Raw genomic sequence first — 14,231 nt, 5'->3', positions numbered from 1 at the left:
CCGCGTCGACGGTGTTCCCGATGGGTGGCACCGGTCGGATCGGGCGGGAGACGACCTGCGCCGCGGCCCCGAGGTAGGTGATGAGTTCGTACCAGAGTTCGCGGGCGTCGGCTGCTGCGCCCTGTCCGATGATGCGGCCTCCGGAGCTGACCGTGTAGGCGTCGAGTGCGCGCATGTTGTCGAGGTAGCCGCCTCCGGTGATCTGGTCCTTGTCGAAGCGGGAGCCGCCGCCGACGGGATGTCGGGAAGGGTGGCGTCGACGATCGCGTCGATCAGGTCGGGGAGGATCGCGAGGTGCCACTCATGCTCGCGCACCCACTGGTCATGTGCGGCGTTGGGGTCGATGATCGTGAGCGGGTCCATCACTCGCCTCCTGCCTGTCGGCGTGCGGCCCTGTGAGCGTTCAGCATCGCTTCGGTGCATGTCGGGGTGCTCGGGCATCCGCGACCGCGGCATCCGGCCGTGTAGCCGTCAGGGGTGCCATGTGTGATGTCCGCGTCGGGGGCGAGTTCCACCCGCTCCGGCCTTGTGGTCGTGCGGGCTTGTACGGTCCGCGGGTGCGTGCCCGGTTCAGGGGAAGGTTGAGCCGGACCCGGGCCTGGTAGACCGCGGACCGGGTGGTGCCGAGCTCGTCGGCGATCTGCTGGTCCGTCATGCCCTGCCCGTGCAGCTCGACGATGCGACGCTGCCGGGCGGCACGCGGCGACTCCTCGTGTGCCCGGGCGACCTTCGGCGACAGGCGCGGGAGCTTCAGCTTCTCCCGACGGATCGTGCTGATCGTGCTGTTCGCGACACCCATGCGTTGGGCGATCACCGTGTCCGAGTAGCCCTCGGCGTGGAGGCGGGCGACCTCGGCGACGTCGACGATGATCCGGGCGGCGGGCCCTTGATGCCGAGCGCTTCCCGGGTGCGGGTGACCGACGCGATCGCGACCTTCAGCTCGGCCGCGATCTCCCGGACCGTCTTCCCCTCGCTGATGAGCCGGCGGACGTCGTCGCCGATCCGCTCCGTGAGGTTCGGCTCCGCAGCGCGCGCCTTCCTCTCGTCGCGTTCCTTCTCGGCGCGGGCGGCGGCGGCCTTCGCTTTCCGGTTCGCGGCCTTGTCGCGCTCCCGGATCGCCTCAAGCTCGGCGGTCTCCTCGGCGACGATGTCGGCGGGGTTCTCGCCGGCGTCGACGCGCTTCCGGAATCCCAGTCGCCCTGATACCGGATGTAGACGTCGGTGCAGGACACGGCCGCGCCGCAGGACACCGTGGAGCCGTGGCATCCGGCACGGTACCCGTCGACGGTGCCGTGCTCCACGGTCGCGAGGACCTCCATCGTGCGGCTCATGCCACACCCCCTTCCCAGTCGCCGAATAGCGACGTCTGCAGCGGCTTCCGCACCCTCGCGAGGATCAGCGGAAGGTGATCGGCTTCGAGCTCGATCAGCGTGCATTCCATGCCTTCGAGCAGGGCTGCCTCTCCGGTGGTGCCGGAGCCGGCGAACAGGTCGAGGACGTGGCCGCCGCGGCGTGTGACGAGGCGGACGAGCCAGCGCATCAGGTCGAGGGGCTTCACAGTCGCATGCGCGACGCCGTCGACCTCGGGCCGCTCGGTGCCCGGGGCCTTCGCGGCGTAGCGGAACGTCGGGAAGTAGCGCGACGCTCCCCCGCTGTCGCCGTACGAAACCATCTCAGTTCCCTCGGCGCGCGATTCCTTGCCTAGCGCTGCGCCGCGGTTGCCGTCGCGCGCTGCGCTCGAGGCGCGCTTCACCGCTCCGGTGCCACTGGTCAACGTGCCGGTCTGCGCGTCGAGCGCAGCGGCCTGCGACTCGTCGAGCAGCACGTTCGACGGGAACCGACCCGCTTTAGTTTCCCCCTCGTACGTCTCGGCGTCGGGATCGTCCGGGCGCCAGTTGCCGCCTTCCCTGTTGAGGGTCGCGCCCGGCTTCAGCTGCTTCACCTTGTACGCCTTTGCCTCGCTGCCAGCGGTGTGCACACGGTTTGCGTCGATGTTGATCGCTCCGGTGCCGTACGCAAGCACGTTCGCCGCGACCGTCCCGACCAGCGGCTTCCGCGCGACGATGATCGGCTCGAACGCCGGCTTGAGCGCAGTACCCCAGCCCTCCCACTGGCGCGCCACATCTGAGGTCGCGCGGGCGATTTCGCCTGAGTGGCCGAGACCGATTACTGTGCCGTCGCCGCGACGGTCCTGTGCCTGCCCGATGATCTCGCGCGCGGCCCACGCCTCCCCGGGTGCGCCCTTCCGTCCGTTCAGCCGCCATACCTCGTCGTCGAGCTCTGAGGCGCCGGGGATAAGATCCCGCAGGCGCCCCCAGTTCTCGACGGACGCGATGGCTGCTCGACCTCGAATGCGGGAAAGCCACCACCCGCCCATGTCGCTGGTGCCCATCGCTTCGTCGATCTGGCGACGGGTGACGCCCGCGGCTGCCGCGAGGTCAGCGAGCCGGGTAGTAACTGCGAGCACTTCGTCTTGGTCATTCCGCGACTTGTCGATCGCGTTTGCCACGTTCAGGGACTTGGGAAATCCGCTGCCGTACATCCAGGCGATCGAGTCGCGGATCTCGAACCCGGCATCCTCGATCGCGACGGCGATGCGGTGCCAGGTGCGGGTGCCGCCGAACGCGAGAAGATGCCCGCCGGGCTTGAGCACGCGGAAGCACTCACGCCACACGTCGACGTCGTACGCGATGCCGGACGAGTCCCACCCCTTGCCCATGAAGCCGAGCTCGTAGGGCGGGTCGGTGACGATCGAATCGAACGACGCATCCGCGAACGTCGGGAGGATGTCCTTGTTCGACCCGTGGAACAGGCGGAGGCCGGCGTCGTCGTAGTGGAGGGTCATGGTGTGGTCTCCTTGTCTGCTCGGATCGCGGCTGCGCAGTTCGGGCAGGTCACGGTGCGGAGGTCGTGGGCGAACTTGGGGGCGTCGGTGGTGCCGCAGTACGCGCGGCGGGGGTTGTCGGTGCGGGCGTGGAGGCGGTCGGCGACGGGGGTCGGGGCGCTCATGACGTCGCCGCCAGTCGCGCGACCGGCTCGAGGCCGCATCCGGGCTCGTGGCCGTAGAGTGCGCCGATCGTGCCGCCCGCGCCGCAGGTGCACCGATCGGTCTCCTCGTACAGCCAGTCCCCCGCGATGCCGAACGCGGTCCGGCGGAGGCCGAGCGCCCCGCGGTACGGGATCGGCTCGTCGAGCGCCCGCGGGTTCGCGAGCACGAGGTGATGCCCCGCGCGCTCCGCCCACTCGGAGCAGACGAACCAGTCGCCGTCGTGCTGCTGCTCGATGCATGACTCGACGGGGTGCGAGTCGACGAGGTCGACGACGCCGATGATCGCACCGGCGGGGTCGCGCCACGGCTGCGGCTCGTCGTAGACGCCGTCGTGTCGGTTCATGATGCCGGCGAGTACGTTCGACTGCCAGTCGTCGGCGTATGCCTTCGCGACGTGGATGAGGACGGGTCCGCGGTAGTCGCCCGCGATGTTCCGCGTCCGGTTCTCGACGGTCTTCCCGCCGTGGATAATCGCCCACGCCCACGGCTGACGAACCGTGAGGATCCGCGCGGCGCTCATGCTGCGCTCTCCTCGGTGGTGTCGTGGCATGAGCAGGTGCAGGGAACCTCGACGTCGGCGTCGTCGTCCCACGCCGTGTCCTGCCACCCGTGCGGGTGCTTCCCGGCGGCGCAGTCCGGCGACACCGGCGCCGAGTGGGACACGGTCGCGCCGAGCTCGACGGCGATCGTCTCGACCTGGACGTGTGCACGGTCCTTCTCCCGCTGGATCGCGACGTCGAGCGCCCCGAGCAGATCGAACGCAGGTGCCACCACTGGTCGCACAGCCTCGTTTGCGGCGCTCTCAGCGTTCCCGGCGGCCTCCACCAGCTCGGCGGCGAATGCGCGCGCCTGAGCGGGCGTGAGCCGCATTTTCCGCTTCCGCATCCGGGCGAGCACCTCGCACTCGTCGGTCCAGTCGGCGTCCGCGACGAACCGGACGTACTCCTCCTCGATCGTCATCGCTGCTCACCACCGAACGAGCAGTCGAACCACGGCTCCTGGAAGTACGCGAACCGCTTCTCGCAGACGAGGTTCACCTCGTCGCCGGCGTCCAGCGATCGGAACCGCTGATCGCCGGACCGGATGAACAGGTCGACACCGTCGACGCGGGCGATGAAGACCTGACTCATCGTGCCCTCGTCGCCGTTGAACGCTGATTCCACCTGCGTCAGTTCGCCGGTGATCCGGTACGTCTGGTAGTAGGAGACGTCGTACGGCGGGAGCATCGCCCCGAAGTAGAAGCCGCCGAGGATGAGGAGTGCGAACGGCGAGATGATCGTCGGGAGCATCCACAGCGACAGGTCGTCTCGCCAGAGCGCGAAACCCCCGACGACGGTCAGCGCCACCAGCACGACCATGAGGATCGGGATGATCCAGATCCACGGGTTGAAGAAGATCGACTCGATCATGATGCGTTGTCCTCCGTGTCGGTTGCGAGGGCGGCGCGGATGTCCGCCCGAAGCTGGTTCTGCCGCGCGAGGCGAGCCTTCGCGGTGTCGGTCTTGGCGCGTTCGCCCTTGTCGTGGTCCAGGAACGAAGCGCCCGCACGGAGCACCTCGATCTGGTTCGAGAGCCGCAGCTCTGCACGCAGGTCGTCGAGCGCGTCGACGATCCGTCGTCCCTTGTTGGTAGCCATCCCCATGTCCTTTCTCAGTACGGCAATCTCTCCCAGGGCCAGTTGTTGCCCCAGATGAGCTTTCGAGGGAAGTCCCGGCGGTCACGGTCCCCGCGCCACCGGACGAGGCTGAACGTCGGCGTCCGCCCCTCGATCTGCTTGTCCCGGCGGATGCCGAGACCGAACTCCGGCCAGCCCAGGAGCGTCGACGAGCCACGCGGACGCAGCCCCCGCTCCCCCGTGCCGTCCTTGTCGAGACCCGCGTGGACCTCGATGAGCATCGCGACGTCGCGCTCACGGATGGAGTCGAGCGCGTTCAGCACGGGCTTCGCCTCCTCCTCCTTGTTCAGCGACCCGCCCGTCATCCGGTACAGCGGCCCCATCAGCACGAGGTCCGGCTTCGACTCATCGATCCAGCGGTGGATCCGGCCGAGGTCGTTCGCGTTCGTGATGTCCATCGGCGGCACGCAGTGCAACGCGAGGTGGTCGCGGGGGTCACGCCGCCCGACCATCGCCGCGCGCTCCGTGAGCCCGCGCACCGCACGCCGCCACTGCCGCTCGCTGTTCTCGACGTCGATGACGAGGACGTTCAGCGGCGGGATGTCGCTGCCCTCGAACGGGTGCAGGCCGGCGGCGGACATCGTCGCGATCTGCCGGAGGAACGTCGACTTGCCGACGCCCTCACCCGCCGAGAGCATGAGCCTGTCCTGCCGCTCGAGCAGGCCCGGGATCGCCCAGTCGTACGCGTCGTCCTCCTCGGGAACGTCCAGCACCTCACGCAGCCACCGGACCGACATGCCACCGACGGCCATGTCGCGCAGCGTGCGGAGGTCCTGCGCCGCGCGTGCCATCGCGACCCCCGGCTCGACGCCGCCCTCCATGAGCCGGGCACCGATCAGCCGGAGCACCCGCTCCACGGACGCCTCCCTCACCTTCGACGCGTAGAACCGTGCCGCGTCGGCGGTGACCGTGCCCCACTCGGAGAGCTCCGGCAGCGAGATCCCGTGGACGCCCCACGCCGCGAGCTGGTCCCACACGGACAGGTAGTCGATGTGCGCCCCGGCGAGGTGCCACTCGACGACCCGGGTGAAGATCACACCTAGGCGGCCGTCGTGGAAGTCGCCCGCTGCGACCTCCCGCTCGAGCGCAGGGATGATGCGGGGGTGCGCGAGCATCCCACCGATCACGCCCTGCTCGAACAGGGCCAGGCCGTCGACGGCGGGTGCCGTGCCGGGAGCGTACGGGTCCTCCGGCGGGACCTCGTCGAGGAAGTCGCTCATCAATCCCTCTCCTGCCGCGCGAGTCCGCGCTGGTAAAGCGGGGTCTGCTCTGGGATCAGGCAGAGCAGACCATCGACGTACATCCACTCGGTCGCACCGCACCGGGTGCAGGTCTTGCCCACGGGGTGCCCGCGATCGGAATACGGGTCGAAGTCGTGCTCGAGGTGCTGTCCGCACTTCGTGCACTCAGCGCCTAGGCCTGTGGCCCCGTAGGTGCCGACGCGGTTCTTCCAGTCGTGGTTGCAGGAAGCGCGGGTGGCCCGCACCGTCTCGCGAAGCTTCGCAATCTCCGTGGGCTCGCTTTCAAACCGTGAAGGGTTGAACCCGAGGCGGAGGTCCCACTCGTAGACCGTGCGGGCGGCATCCTTGATCGCGTTCACTGTCACACCGCCCCGCACATGCAGGCGCCGTTGCGGGCGACCTCGGTGAAGCACTCGCCGCACACGGTCGGCGCGGCCGGGCAGGTGACGTGCTCCCACTCCGGGTCTGCACCCGCCGCGCCGACCTCCTCGTTCAGCCGGATCATCTGCCCGGGACGGATGCCGAGGTCGCAGGCGAAACACGGCCCGGGGTGCGTGGCCTCGGTGACGATGACGCTCATGACGTGATCTCTCTCTGCTCAGGGTGCAGTCGCTCGTACGCGGCGACCGCGGGATAGTCGGGCTCGATGTCGTTGCCGTACTCGTCCTGCTGTGGACCGAGCCCGGCGAGACGGATGCGCTCGACGGCGACGCGGACATGCGCCGGCGTGAGGTAGGCGGTCGACTCGCGCTGGTGGAGCTTCACGGCCTCCACGGCCGTCGCATAGTCGAGGTCGCTCACGAGCTCGTGCCACGCGATCACGGTCGAGTCGCCGATCTGCCGGTTGTCGATCACCTGGATCCGGATGAGGAGCTGGTTCGTCTCCTGGATGTTCATGCGAGCGCCCCCTGCTCACTCGCGAGAGCCGCGAGACGGGCACCGCGCTCGATGCCGTCGCGCAGACGATCGTCCGGAGTAGCGCGCCCGCTCTTCGACGCGTTCCACCGATGCGCCTTCCGCATCCAGTTCCGCCACGTCGCGAGCCAGTCGAGCTTCGACGCCTTCGCGCCCGACTCGGCCCGCCAGTAGTCCACGAACTCGCGTGTGTGAGCATCGACGTCCAGACCCGGAACCTCGGCCGCTGCCCAGGCCCTCATCTCCGCCGTCAGCACGAACGGATCCGGGATGCGGGCGGCGCGCTTGCGTGCCGCTACCTCACCGGGTTCTACCTCTCCGGGTTCTACCTCTATAAGAGGAGTGGCTTGCAGCTCCTTGCCGGTTGCAACCTCCTCCGTTGCCGGTTGCATCGCGTTCGTTGCCGGTTGCATCGAGCTACCGGCAAATGTTGCCGCCAGGTCCGGGGAGCCGTTCGGGTGGAGCGTGTACCCATCCGGGAGACGGTTCCCACGACCCCTCGTGCCGGTCGTCCGACGCAGCCGCTCGATCACGCCCAGCTTCTCGAGCTCGGCGAGCATGCTCCGCACGGTCCGCTCACTCAGCCCCGACTCCTGCGCGATCGTCGCCTGCGACGGGTGAATCCCACCCAGGCCCGACCGAGACGCCAGCGACGCGTACACCAGCACCGCATTCCGGGGAACCCGCTTCTCACGGATCATCCAGTTCGGCACGGCCGCGAAGCCCTCCGCCTTGCTCATAGCCCTGTCCCTTCTTCGACCTCGACGGCGAGCCCGCTGCGCGTCAGCAGCCACCACGTCCCGTCGTCCCTCTTGATCCGAATCCCCGCCGGCGGATTGATGCCCCGGCGGACGATGTACCCGTAGTCCTCGGCGATCGCACGGCGGGACTCGACCCACCCGTGACACCCGGTCGTCCCCGACCCGCAGAGGATCAGGCAGTTCGTGACGTCGGAGATCATGCGAGCCAGCTCGCCGTCCTTCCGACCCACCCCGCCCGCACCGCGCGGCATCCGGTGGTGCGCCGACCAGCCACGCCCGCGGTCCTCGAACCGGAGCGGGCGCCGGCAGCGGAAGCACCGCTCCCGCTCTCGTTTGAAGAACGCGTGTCGTACCGTCGCCGCGGTGAAGTCCCCGGCGCCCATCAGATCCGCTCCGTCCGGTACAGGTCCCACGACATCAGGTCGGCGTGACCGCACCCGCGGCACCGTGTCTCCCGGCCCATGTTCAGCGCGATCACCGTCTCCCAGCGGGCATAGCACCCGAGGCACATGACCGTCGTGTGCTCGCAGCACGCGAGCCCGATGAACCACGCGGCGTCCGCGTCGCACACCGTGCACTTCGCCTCGAAGTCGAGCGCCGCGAGCGTGTTCTCCTCGACCATCCCGCGCACCCACTCGTCGACGTCCGACGGTTCGTTCTCGTTCACGACAGCCCCCCGTGCCGGTAGGTGATCTCGATCTGCTTCCCGATGGACTGCAGCCGGCTCGTGTAGTCCGACAGGAGGTTCCCCACCCGGCGGGCCTTCTCGAACGCGACGACCGCCCGGTCGTACTCCTGCCGCTGCGCGACCGTCGCGATCCGCACACGCGACGCCTGCTCCCGCGCCGGGTAACCGGCTGTGTCGATCACGGCCTGCGCTCGCGCGTCCTGGTACTCGCCCGACTTCTGCCGCTTGATCTCCTCGGCCGTGGCGATGATCGCGACCATGCGCGCCGCCCACCGCGAAGCGTCGTTCAGCGCGTCGATCACCCAGTCGGGCGTCCGGATCGACGCCGAGTCGAGGGGGTGCGCGATCAGCCGCGCTTCCTCGGTGTACGCGTCGAGCGAGTCGGCGTCGATCAGGGTGCCGTCTTCCCAGACGAGGACGTCGCCCCGGCGGATGATGGCCTGCGGTTCGCTCATGATCCGAACGCCCCCACCGCGACGACGTCGACCCGCTCACCGATCACGGCCTCGTGCACGATCTCCGCGCCGCCCGCCGTCCGGGTGATGAGGTGCATCGCCGACGCCGACCGCGGACCCTCGACCCGGTGCACGACGACGTCCTGCCCGTCGAGGTGCACCGTGTCACCGGGCATCACGTTCCGCACGTCGATCCGACCGGGCACCGACTCGAGGCCCATGTCGGGCACCTGTCGCCAGTCGATCCCGAGGACCGCGCCGTGCTCGTTCCGCACCATCGGCCGGCTCACAACCCCAGCCCCTCTCGGATCTCGGCGCGCAACTGGTACTGCGCATCCCAAGACGGGACCGACGCCTCGGCACCGTCCATCAATGTCTGCGGCACGCTGAGGGCGATGAGGTTCGCGATCCGCCGCTGCTCGACGGCGCGCTCAGCGATCTCGTTCGCCTTCTGCTGCACTTCGACTAGCGCGAGGAGGCCGTGTGCGATCGCGTGCTGTGCGTGCACCCCGGCTTCCTGCAGGTCGTCCGTCTGCTCCGCCGCCTGACCGTTGTTGATCGCCGACTCCACGTGATCGATCCGCTCGCTCATGACTCCTGCTCCTCTCCGGCGGCCATGTCCGCCTCGATCTGTTCCTCACACGGGCCGCAGATGCCGCCCTCGTCGTCCGCCTGCGGAAGCCCGCAGTTCGAGCACGGCCACTCACCGACCACGTCGGCATCGACCACGCCCGGTTCCGTGCGCTCGTCTCCCGCGCTCTCCACGCCGTCGGCACCCTCCGGCGCCTCCGGCTCCACATCGGCCGCCACAGCGGCATCCGTGCGCGCCTCGGCCTCCGCAGCTCGCGCACGGCTGGCGATCGTCGAGATGCCCCGACCCTGACGGGGCTTGCTCTCCGGCACGACGACCGTCTGTCCGTCCATCTCCTCCTCCGTGTAGAGGCCAGAGAGATCCATCGGGAACGCCTTCCGCAACGCGAGCGCCTCGGCGACCTTCGCGAGCATCAGGTCAGGCATCTTCGCCCACGTCGCGCCGAGCACCTTCTTCCCGGTCTTGCGACCATCGCGCCACTCGTCGTTCTCGACCTTGTACGAATCCCACCGGGCGACCGCGGTGAGCGGCTGGTCGAAGTCCTCACGGAACACCGACACCCGGGCGGCGACCGGGTAACCCTCGCCCGTCCACACGTCCGACCAGACGAGCTCCTCGGTCCAGACGATCGACCCGTCCGCGTCACGGATGATGGACCCGTCGAGATCCCGCATCGGGGTGCGAGTCTTCGAACCGTCCGTCCACTGGGGCTGCGACTGGCCGCGATACATCCGCGAACGCTGAGCGACCAGCCGCATCCCATCGATCGAGACCTGAATCGTCCACTTCCCGCCACGCTCGATCGCGTAGATCTGCCGGGCGATCGGGTCGAGACCAGTGCGCTCGCACTGCTGCAGGAACGCGACCACCGTCGACGTCGGAGCGGGGACCGGCTTCGCGTCGCGCTTGCGGATCACCAGCCCCGCGAAGTCGAGCAGCGCCTTCTGATCCGGCGTCCACAGGTCGGTGTTCGCCGTCGTCGGGAGGACGATCGACGCCCCCGTCAGGACTGGCGTGTGCACATCGTTCGAGGTGTTCACAGCCACCCCTCCTCATCCGTCATCGCGGTCTGCCGCTCGTACCAAGCCGGCACGGGCAGGTCACGGATCTCTCCGCCGTCCTCGTCATCACCGGGCCACACGCCCTGCTCCGAGCACCACGCGAACACGTCCAGCGCCGCCCGGATCTTCGCCTCCCCACCGACCCGCCACGCCGGGTCCGCGAGCCGCACCACACGCACCTCGTGCGGGAGCTCCTTCTCGACGAAGATCAGGTTCATCGGCCCCGGGTCGTACCCGAGCACCCGGATCACCATCTGCCGGTACATCTCCGCCGACAGGTCGTAACCCAGGTCGACCACCGCGTTCGTGATCTTCCAGGCACTCACGTCCGGCGTCGTCTTCACGTCGGCGAGGACCCCCTCGCCGAGCGCGTCGAGCCGACTCCGCACCTGCACCCCGGTCGCCTCGTCCTCACCGAACAGCGACACCTCACGCCACGGCGCCGCCTCGAGCACACGCCGCGCCTTCACATTCGTCAGCACCGCGTCCGCCATCCGACGCACCGCCTGGAACTCCCGCGGCTTCAGCGGCACCTTCCCCTCGGCGCGGGCATCCTCGACCCACGCCTTCGCCTTCGCGCTCGACACCGACGCGTACTGCCCGGACAGCAGCCCCGCCGGGATCTCGACGATCGGCATCCCGACACCGAGGATCAGCTTGTGCGCCGCATGCCCAACGTCGAACTCCTTCTTCGGCGCCCGGTTCTCGGTCCGCGCGAGCCGGAAGTGCTTCGGCGACCGGAGCAGGACCTTCATCCCCGACGCCGACAGCGCCGGGTGCGCGTGGTACTCCTCCTCGTCCATGCTCGGCTCGAACCGCCCGGAGACGACCTCCGGGCGCTCGAGTACCGTCTCCGGGCCGCCCATCAGATGTGCCGCCCGTTCTCGTCGATGACGTTCCGGAACGTCGGCGGGCCGAGGATCTCGCGTTCCGTGGGCTTGCCCTCGTCGATCAGGCCGAGCAACGGCCGCGACATGTGCAGGCGATCACGCAACACCGGGAACAGGTCAAGGGCGGACGGCCGCAGCCGATCCTCCCGAGCCAGCCGCTCACGGACGACGGGCTGCGGTGCTGCGAAGTGACGAGCGCGCATCAGCTCTGCTCCTCACCGCGCGGACCGCGCACCCGCTCGATCCAGCGACGCAGCAGACCCAGACGTGCCTCGTCCGTCACCTCCGACAACTTCGGGTTCAGCCGCGGGATGCCACCGCTCGCGATGAACCGCTCGATCCGACGCGGCGACCGCGCCGTCCCGAGGTGCACGCCCTCGTCACCGTGCCGGCGGAACACCGGCGCCGTCACGAACGACCGCTCCTCGACGGGCGTACCGACCTTCTGCGCCTTCACGAACGGGATACCCGCCCGCTTCCGGTCCTTCCGGGCTCGCGTGCTCATGCCTCCACCTCCGGGATGTCGAGCGCGCCCTCAGCGGTCCGCGCCTTGTACGCCGTGTCGCGCAGCTTGGTCGCCGACGCCTCCGCCTTCTCCTCGAACAGCGGCTCGATGTGGTCGATCTGCACCACCGGGTACCGCTCGTCCGCGATCTCGTCGTGCATCACCTTCGGCACCGAGTACGTCACGATCGCCGTGACCGTGCCGCCCGCCTTCGCGAGCTCGATCAGCCGGTCCTCCGCACCGAACATGCCGTTGCGTTCCGCCTTCGGGACGCCGTTCTTGAACGACGTCGGCTTCATCTGACTGGTCATTTCCATCCCCTATCTCGTTGGTCTTTCACCACCAGAGCGCGGCGATACCGCGTCTGACGTTCTCGGCCTGCGTGACCGGCTCCAGATGGTCCGGGTTCACGCAGGAGTGGTTCCTGCACAGGTGGTCGAGCTGCAGCCCGTCCGGGATCGGACCGACGAGCAGCTCCCACGCCCAGCGGTGCGCACGCACCGGGCGACCGTCGAAGCTGAACAGCCCGTATCCCTCAGACGTCGCTCCGGTCCACTGCCAGCACAGGCCGACCTCGACCTGCACCCAGAAGCGATCCGCGGGCGTCATGTCTGCCGTCGCGCGCCGTCGTGCCGCGAACAGGGGGTCACCGTGGCGGCGCCACCGGTCCCAGTGCAGCGAGCACATGCCCCGGGCGCGTGAGTCTCGCCCGCATCCGTCGATGGAGCACGGCTTCGTCGGGTAACGGTGGTGCGGGTCCCCGTGCACTTTCACGCGCGTGTAGTGCATCTGGCAGTAGCCCTTCGCGCGATACGGCTTCTCACACCCGTCGATCGCGCAGGTCCGCACGGTGGTCACGACGCTCATCGCTCGATCACCGGCCACGCGACGTTGGAGTGCGCCGAAATCTGCTTCGCCCCGTAGGGCAGGTCGAGGCCGAGCGCGTACCCGCCGGCGGCGGCCATAGCGACCGCGTCCGCGACGTTGTCGTCCGGCACCCGGACGTCGGGGAGCATCGCCCGCACCGCCTCGGTGACCATCTGCTTCCGCTTCCTCGGGGTCGTGCCCCGCGGGATCGGCCCCACACCGCTGAGCGCCTGCCGCGTGTTCGGCGACACGACCACCACCGGACCCCGCGCGATGAGCTGCGAGACCAACAGCCACCGCAGGCCGGCACGCTCGTCGGCGAGTGCCGCATGCTTCGACCCCATCGACGGCCCCTCGACGACCGACAGGTCCAGCCGAGGCGGGACGAACGCGAGGATCTCCGTGAGCATCAGCCGCATCCGACGGAACGACGTCGCCGTCGACTCGACGTCAGGCTTCACCCCGAGGCCCCGCCACGTCTCCCACGTCGGACCCCACGCGTCGGCCGCGCCACCGAACTTCACCAGCGCGCACCCCGACGTCGTCAGCGACGGGTCGACACCGAGCACGACGGTCATGACGCCAGCCCCGACGCGAAGTAGAACCCGATGCCGCCGAGGCAGATCGCGATGAGCACGGCACCGGCCGTCACGTTCACGACGAACGACGCCCGCTGCTGCCGCACCTCGGACAGACGAACCGGGGGGTTCGCGTTCGGGATCCGCTCGGCGCGCACGGGCGCCGGGTCCACCTGCGGGGCGCTCACGCCTGCACCGCCGACCAGACACACCGCGCATCAGCGATGTCGGAGAAGTCCACGAACGCAGGACGCCCGTTGTCCTCGCCGATGACCACGAATCGCCCGCCTGTCGTCGGCATCGCCGGGACGTCCGGGAGCGAGATGTCGTTCAGCGTGAGCACCCAGATGTCGCCCGGCCGAGCGCCTGCCCAGGGCAAGGCAGGGTGGGCCTCCCAGAACGCGCACGCCGCCCAGAACGGATCGGACGCGTGCACCACGTCCTCGCGGCGGTAGAACCAGTTGTCGCCGGTCGTCTCGTCGACCACGCGCGCCCCGCCGTCGTCGCGGCCGTACACCACGAACTTGCGGTCCTCCGGCCAGCGCCACCGGCCAAGCTCTTCGTCCTTCCGTGCCGCGAAGAACTCCTCTGCGTCCGGCACCATCTCTGGGGTGAGGTACCCGTTGACGTGGTCGAACACCAACGTCCCGTCCTCACCGACCTTCACGGCCCGCCCGCTGCTCGCGAGCCATTCGGGCGCGCCAAATACTGCTGTACTCATGGGTCCCATCCCCTTTGTGTGAGTTGATTTCCGCGGCGGGACTAGCGCCGCCAGAACGCTTTCGTGAAGACGCCGGCAGCACCGAAGAAGCCGACGAGGAAGATCGATACGAGGAGCAGCAGCCCGTCCCGCTCACGGGAGACCACAAGCCACAGCGCGAACGCCACCGTCGCGAGCCACAGCAGCGCCATTCCGACCACGACCCGCGCAGATCCAGTCCGGACAGGTCGGGG

Annotated in this window: 28 protein-coding genes; all 28 read right to left on the bottom strand. The window is 69.2% G+C overall.

What is annotated here, in order from left to right; all coding sequences use genetic code 11:
- Positions 1-403 precede the first annotated feature (403 nt).
- Positions 404-814, bottom strand: coding sequence for a helix-turn-helix domain-containing protein (locus BLU02_RS17270; RefSeq protein WP_157547079.1), 411 nt, complete (start codon positions 812-814; stop codon positions 404-406).
- Positions 811-1,266 (bottom strand): helix-turn-helix domain-containing protein, encoded by a 456-nt coding sequence (locus BLU02_RS17265; protein WP_083371067.1) that lies wholly within the window; start codon positions 1,264-1,266, stop codon positions 811-813. Before BLU02_RS17265 ends, BLU02_RS17270 begins: the two co-directional genes overlap by 4 nt.
- 61 nt (positions 1,267-1,327) lie before the next feature.
- The gene (locus BLU02_RS17260) at positions 1,328-2,845 is read right to left on the bottom strand and encodes a DNA methyltransferase (protein ID WP_060921035.1); all 1,518 of its coding nucleotides are present in this window, start codon (positions 2,843-2,845) and stop codon (positions 1,328-1,330) included.
- The gene (locus BLU02_RS17520) at positions 2,842-3,009 is read right to left on the bottom strand and encodes a hypothetical protein (RefSeq protein ID WP_157546936.1); all 168 of its coding nucleotides are present in this window, start codon (positions 3,007-3,009) and stop codon (positions 2,842-2,844) included. The genes BLU02_RS17260 and BLU02_RS17520 overlap by 4 nt, the downstream gene beginning before the upstream one ends.
- Complete coding sequence (locus BLU02_RS17700) at positions 3,006-3,569, bottom strand: ASCH domain-containing protein (protein ID WP_060921036.1); 564 nt, start codon at positions 3,567-3,569, stop codon at positions 3,006-3,008. Before BLU02_RS17700 ends, BLU02_RS17520 begins: the two co-directional genes overlap by 4 nt.
- Entirely contained in the window at positions 3,566-4,009 is a 444-nt protein-coding gene (locus BLU02_RS17250) for a hypothetical protein (protein WP_060921037.1), read from the bottom strand. The genes BLU02_RS17700 and BLU02_RS17250 overlap by 4 nt, the downstream gene beginning before the upstream one ends.
- Positions 4,006-4,458, bottom strand: a complete 453-nt coding sequence (locus tag BLU02_RS17245) for a hypothetical protein (protein WP_060921038.1) — start codon at positions 4,456-4,458, stop codon at positions 4,006-4,008. The genes BLU02_RS17250 and BLU02_RS17245 overlap by 4 nt, the downstream gene beginning before the upstream one ends.
- The gene (locus tag BLU02_RS17240; RefSeq protein ID WP_060921039.1) at positions 4,455-4,685 is read right to left on the bottom strand and encodes a hypothetical protein; all 231 of its coding nucleotides are present in this window, start codon (positions 4,683-4,685) and stop codon (positions 4,455-4,457) included. Before BLU02_RS17240 ends, BLU02_RS17245 begins: the two co-directional genes overlap by 4 nt.
- 14 nt (positions 4,686-4,699) lie before the next feature.
- Positions 4,700-5,944: an AAA family ATPase gene (locus BLU02_RS17235; protein WP_060921040.1), complete on the bottom strand. Its 1,245-nt coding sequence runs from the start codon at positions 5,942-5,944 to the stop codon at positions 4,700-4,702.
- Positions 5,944-6,324 (bottom strand): hypothetical protein, encoded by a 381-nt coding sequence (locus BLU02_RS17230; protein WP_157546934.1) that lies wholly within the window; start codon positions 6,322-6,324, stop codon positions 5,944-5,946. Before BLU02_RS17230 ends, BLU02_RS17235 begins: the two co-directional genes overlap by 1 nt.
- Before the next feature lie 2 nt (positions 6,325-6,326).
- Complete coding sequence (locus BLU02_RS17225; RefSeq protein WP_060921042.1) at positions 6,327-6,545, bottom strand: hypothetical protein; 219 nt, start codon at positions 6,543-6,545, stop codon at positions 6,327-6,329.
- Entirely contained in the window at positions 6,542-6,862 is a 321-nt protein-coding gene (locus tag BLU02_RS17220; RefSeq protein WP_060921043.1) for a hypothetical protein, read from the bottom strand. Before BLU02_RS17220 ends, BLU02_RS17225 begins: the two co-directional genes overlap by 4 nt.
- Entirely contained in the window at positions 6,859-7,620 is a 762-nt protein-coding gene (locus BLU02_RS17215) for a helix-turn-helix domain-containing protein (protein ID WP_060921044.1), read from the bottom strand. The genes BLU02_RS17220 and BLU02_RS17215 overlap by 4 nt, the downstream gene beginning before the upstream one ends.
- A complete protein-coding gene (locus BLU02_RS17510; protein ID WP_060921045.1) occupies positions 7,617-8,024 on the bottom strand; it encodes a hypothetical protein in 408 nt (135 codons plus the stop codon). Before BLU02_RS17510 ends, BLU02_RS17215 begins: the two co-directional genes overlap by 4 nt.
- Complete coding sequence (locus BLU02_RS17205) at positions 8,024-8,308, bottom strand: hypothetical protein (RefSeq protein ID WP_060921046.1); 285 nt, start codon at positions 8,306-8,308, stop codon at positions 8,024-8,026. The genes BLU02_RS17510 and BLU02_RS17205 overlap by 1 nt, the downstream gene beginning before the upstream one ends.
- Positions 8,305-8,784 (bottom strand): hypothetical protein, encoded by a 480-nt coding sequence (locus BLU02_RS17200; RefSeq protein WP_060921047.1) that lies wholly within the window; start codon positions 8,782-8,784, stop codon positions 8,305-8,307. Before BLU02_RS17200 ends, BLU02_RS17205 begins: the two co-directional genes overlap by 4 nt.
- The gene (locus BLU02_RS17195) at positions 8,781-9,062 is read right to left on the bottom strand and encodes a hypothetical protein (RefSeq protein ID WP_060921048.1); all 282 of its coding nucleotides are present in this window, start codon (positions 9,060-9,062) and stop codon (positions 8,781-8,783) included. Before BLU02_RS17195 ends, BLU02_RS17200 begins: the two co-directional genes overlap by 4 nt.
- 8 nt (positions 9,063-9,070) lie before the next feature.
- A complete protein-coding gene (locus BLU02_RS17190) occupies positions 9,071-9,376 on the bottom strand; it encodes a hypothetical protein (protein WP_060921049.1) in 306 nt (101 codons plus the stop codon).
- Positions 9,373-10,416 carry a phage recombination protein Bet gene (gene bet / locus BLU02_RS17185; protein ID WP_060921050.1) on the bottom strand — a complete coding sequence of 348 codons (1,044 nt, stop codon included), beginning with the start codon at positions 10,414-10,416 and terminating at the stop codon, positions 9,373-9,375. Before bet ends, BLU02_RS17190 begins: the two co-directional genes overlap by 4 nt.
- Entirely contained in the window at positions 10,413-11,303 is an 891-nt protein-coding gene (locus tag BLU02_RS17180; protein ID WP_060921051.1) for a PD-(D/E)XK nuclease-like domain-containing protein, read from the bottom strand. The genes bet and BLU02_RS17180 overlap by 4 nt, the downstream gene beginning before the upstream one ends.
- Positions 11,303-11,530, bottom strand: coding sequence for a hypothetical protein (locus BLU02_RS17175; RefSeq protein WP_060921052.1), 228 nt, complete (start codon positions 11,528-11,530; stop codon positions 11,303-11,305). The genes BLU02_RS17180 and BLU02_RS17175 overlap by 1 nt, the downstream gene beginning before the upstream one ends.
- Positions 11,530-11,832: a hypothetical protein gene (locus BLU02_RS17170; RefSeq protein ID WP_060921053.1), complete on the bottom strand. Its 303-nt coding sequence runs from the start codon at positions 11,830-11,832 to the stop codon at positions 11,530-11,532. The genes BLU02_RS17175 and BLU02_RS17170 overlap by 1 nt, the downstream gene beginning before the upstream one ends.
- On the bottom strand, positions 11,829-12,143 hold the full coding sequence (locus BLU02_RS17165) for a hypothetical protein (protein ID WP_083370838.1): 315 nt from the start codon (positions 12,141-12,143) through the stop codon (positions 11,829-11,831). The genes BLU02_RS17170 and BLU02_RS17165 overlap by 4 nt, the downstream gene beginning before the upstream one ends.
- A gap of 25 nt (positions 12,144-12,168) precedes the next feature.
- Positions 12,169-12,699: an HNH endonuclease signature motif containing protein gene (locus BLU02_RS17160; RefSeq protein ID WP_060921055.1), complete on the bottom strand. Its 531-nt coding sequence runs from the start codon at positions 12,697-12,699 to the stop codon at positions 12,169-12,171.
- The gene (locus BLU02_RS17155; RefSeq protein ID WP_060921056.1) at positions 12,696-13,277 is read right to left on the bottom strand and encodes a hypothetical protein; all 582 of its coding nucleotides are present in this window, start codon (positions 13,275-13,277) and stop codon (positions 12,696-12,698) included. The genes BLU02_RS17160 and BLU02_RS17155 overlap by 4 nt, the downstream gene beginning before the upstream one ends.
- A complete protein-coding gene (locus BLU02_RS17150) occupies positions 13,274-13,465 on the bottom strand; it encodes a hypothetical protein (protein WP_060921057.1) in 192 nt (63 codons plus the stop codon). The genes BLU02_RS17155 and BLU02_RS17150 overlap by 4 nt, the downstream gene beginning before the upstream one ends.
- On the bottom strand, positions 13,462-14,007 hold the full coding sequence (locus BLU02_RS17145; protein ID WP_157546932.1) for a hypothetical protein: 546 nt from the start codon (positions 14,005-14,007) through the stop codon (positions 13,462-13,464). The genes BLU02_RS17150 and BLU02_RS17145 overlap by 4 nt, the downstream gene beginning before the upstream one ends.
- Positions 14,008-14,039: 32 nt before the next feature.
- Positions 14,040-14,198 carry a hypothetical protein gene (locus BLU02_RS17505; RefSeq protein ID WP_157546930.1) on the bottom strand — a complete coding sequence of 53 codons (159 nt, stop codon included), beginning with the start codon at positions 14,196-14,198 and terminating at the stop codon, positions 14,040-14,042.
- Positions 14,199-14,231: the final 33 nt, after the last annotated feature.

The organism is Microbacterium paraoxydans, from assembly GCF_900105335.1.
Classification (GTDB): Bacteria; Actinomycetota; Actinomycetes; order Actinomycetales; family Microbacteriaceae; genus Microbacterium; species Microbacterium paraoxydans.
This window is presented reverse-complemented; position numbering and strand designations above follow the sequence as displayed.

Bases quoted from the DNA above. Each gene is read 5' to 3' on its own strand.
- BLU02_RS17195 (WP_060921048.1), bottom strand. From the start codon at position 9,062: ATGGTGCGGAACGAGCACGGCGCGGTCCTCGGGATCGACTGGCGACAG.
- BLU02_RS17160 (WP_060921055.1), bottom strand. From the start codon at position 12,699: ATGAGCGTCGTGACCACCGTGCGGACCTGCGCGATCGACGGGTGTGAG.
- BLU02_RS17235 (WP_060921040.1), bottom strand. From the start codon at position 5,944: ATGAGCGACTTCCTCGACGAGGTCCCGCCGGAGGACCCGTACGCTCCC.
- BLU02_RS17260 (WP_060921035.1), bottom strand. From the start codon at position 2,845: ATGACCCTCCACTACGACGACGCCGGCCTCCGCCTGTTCCACGGGTCG.
- BLU02_RS17165 (WP_083370838.1), bottom strand. From the start codon at position 12,143: ATGACCAGTCAGATGAAGCCGACGTCGTTCAAGAACGGCGTCCCGAAG.
- BLU02_RS17265 (WP_083371067.1), bottom strand. From the start codon at position 1,266: ATGCCACGGCTCCACGGTGTCCTGCGGCGCGGCCGTGTCCTGCACCGA.
- BLU02_RS17245 (WP_060921038.1), bottom strand. From the start codon at position 4,458: ATGATCGAGTCGATCTTCTTCAACCCGTGGATCTGGATCATCCCGATC.
- BLU02_RS17200 (WP_060921047.1), bottom strand. From the start codon at position 8,784: ATGAGCGAACCGCAGGCCATCATCCGCCGGGGCGACGTCCTCGTCTGG.
- BLU02_RS17215 (WP_060921044.1), bottom strand. From the start codon at position 7,620: ATGAGCAAGGCGGAGGGCTTCGCGGCCGTGCCGAACTGGATGATCCGT.
- BLU02_RS17510 (WP_060921045.1), bottom strand. From the start codon at position 8,024: ATGGGCGCCGGGGACTTCACCGCGGCGACGGTACGACACGCGTTCTTC.
- BLU02_RS17700 (WP_060921036.1), bottom strand. From the start codon at position 3,569: ATGAGCGCCGCGCGGATCCTCACGGTTCGTCAGCCGTGGGCGTGGGCG.
- BLU02_RS17220 (WP_060921043.1), bottom strand. From the start codon at position 6,862: ATGAACATCCAGGAGACGAACCAGCTCCTCATCCGGATCCAGGTGATC.
- BLU02_RS17190 (WP_060921049.1), bottom strand. From the start codon at position 9,376: ATGAGCGAGCGGATCGATCACGTGGAGTCGGCGATCAACAACGGTCAG.
- BLU02_RS17240 (WP_060921039.1), bottom strand. From the start codon at position 4,685: ATGGCTACCAACAAGGGACGACGGATCGTCGACGCGCTCGACGACCTG.
- BLU02_RS17180 (WP_060921051.1), bottom strand. From the start codon at position 11,303: ATGGGCGGCCCGGAGACGGTACTCGAGCGCCCGGAGGTCGTCTCCGGG.
- BLU02_RS17225 (WP_060921042.1), bottom strand. From the start codon at position 6,545: ATGAGCGTCATCGTCACCGAGGCCACGCACCCCGGGCCGTGTTTCGCC.
- BLU02_RS17145 (WP_157546932.1), bottom strand. From the start codon at position 14,007: ATGGGACCCATGAGTACAGCAGTATTTGGCGCGCCCGAATGGCTCGCG.
- BLU02_RS17155 (WP_060921056.1), bottom strand. From the start codon at position 13,277: ATGACCGTCGTGCTCGGTGTCGACCCGTCGCTGACGACGTCGGGGTGC.
- BLU02_RS17520 (WP_157546936.1), bottom strand. From the start codon at position 3,009: ATGAGCGCCCCGACCCCCGTCGCCGACCGCCTCCACGCCCGCACCGAC.
- BLU02_RS17250 (WP_060921037.1), bottom strand. From the start codon at position 4,009: ATGACGATCGAGGAGGAGTACGTCCGGTTCGTCGCGGACGCCGACTGG.
- BLU02_RS17170 (WP_060921053.1), bottom strand. From the start codon at position 11,832: ATGAGCACGCGAGCCCGGAAGGACCGGAAGCGGGCGGGTATCCCGTTC.
- BLU02_RS17175 (WP_060921052.1), bottom strand. From the start codon at position 11,530: ATGCGCGCTCGTCACTTCGCAGCACCGCAGCCCGTCGTCCGTGAGCGG.